We start from the raw sequence: 282 nt of genomic DNA, 5'->3' as shown, positions 1-282 counted from the left end.
AAGGTGAAATCAATGACTGGGGTGAAGTCGTAACAAGGTAGCCGTATCGGAAGGTGCGGCTGGATCACCTCCTTTCTAAGGAGAAATAACCTACTGTTTAATTTTGAGGGTTTATTACCTTCAAAATAGTACTTTGAGCAACGGAATTTATTTAAAAATTCGTTGGCGACGTACTTAAGCCGACGCGATAGCGAATGGCGTAGTACTTTGAAAATTGAACAGATTTAAATAAATTAAGGTTAAGTTATTAAGGGCGTAGGGCGGATGCCTTGGCACCAAGAG

Annotated in this window: 1 rRNA gene; it reads left to right on the top strand. The window is 40.8% G+C overall.

The window, feature by feature from the left end:
• A 16S ribosomal RNA gene (locus Tmeso_RS16095) occupies positions 1–75 on the top strand; the annotation flags it as partial.
• Positions 76–282 lie beyond the last annotated feature (207 nt).

Origin of the sequence: Tepidibacter mesophilus, assembly GCF_002724055.1 — a bacterium.
Taxonomy (GTDB): domain Bacteria; phylum Bacillota; class Clostridia; order Peptostreptococcales; family Peptostreptococcaceae; genus Tepidibacter_A; species Tepidibacter_A mesophilus.
This window is presented reverse-complemented; position numbering and strand designations above follow the sequence as displayed.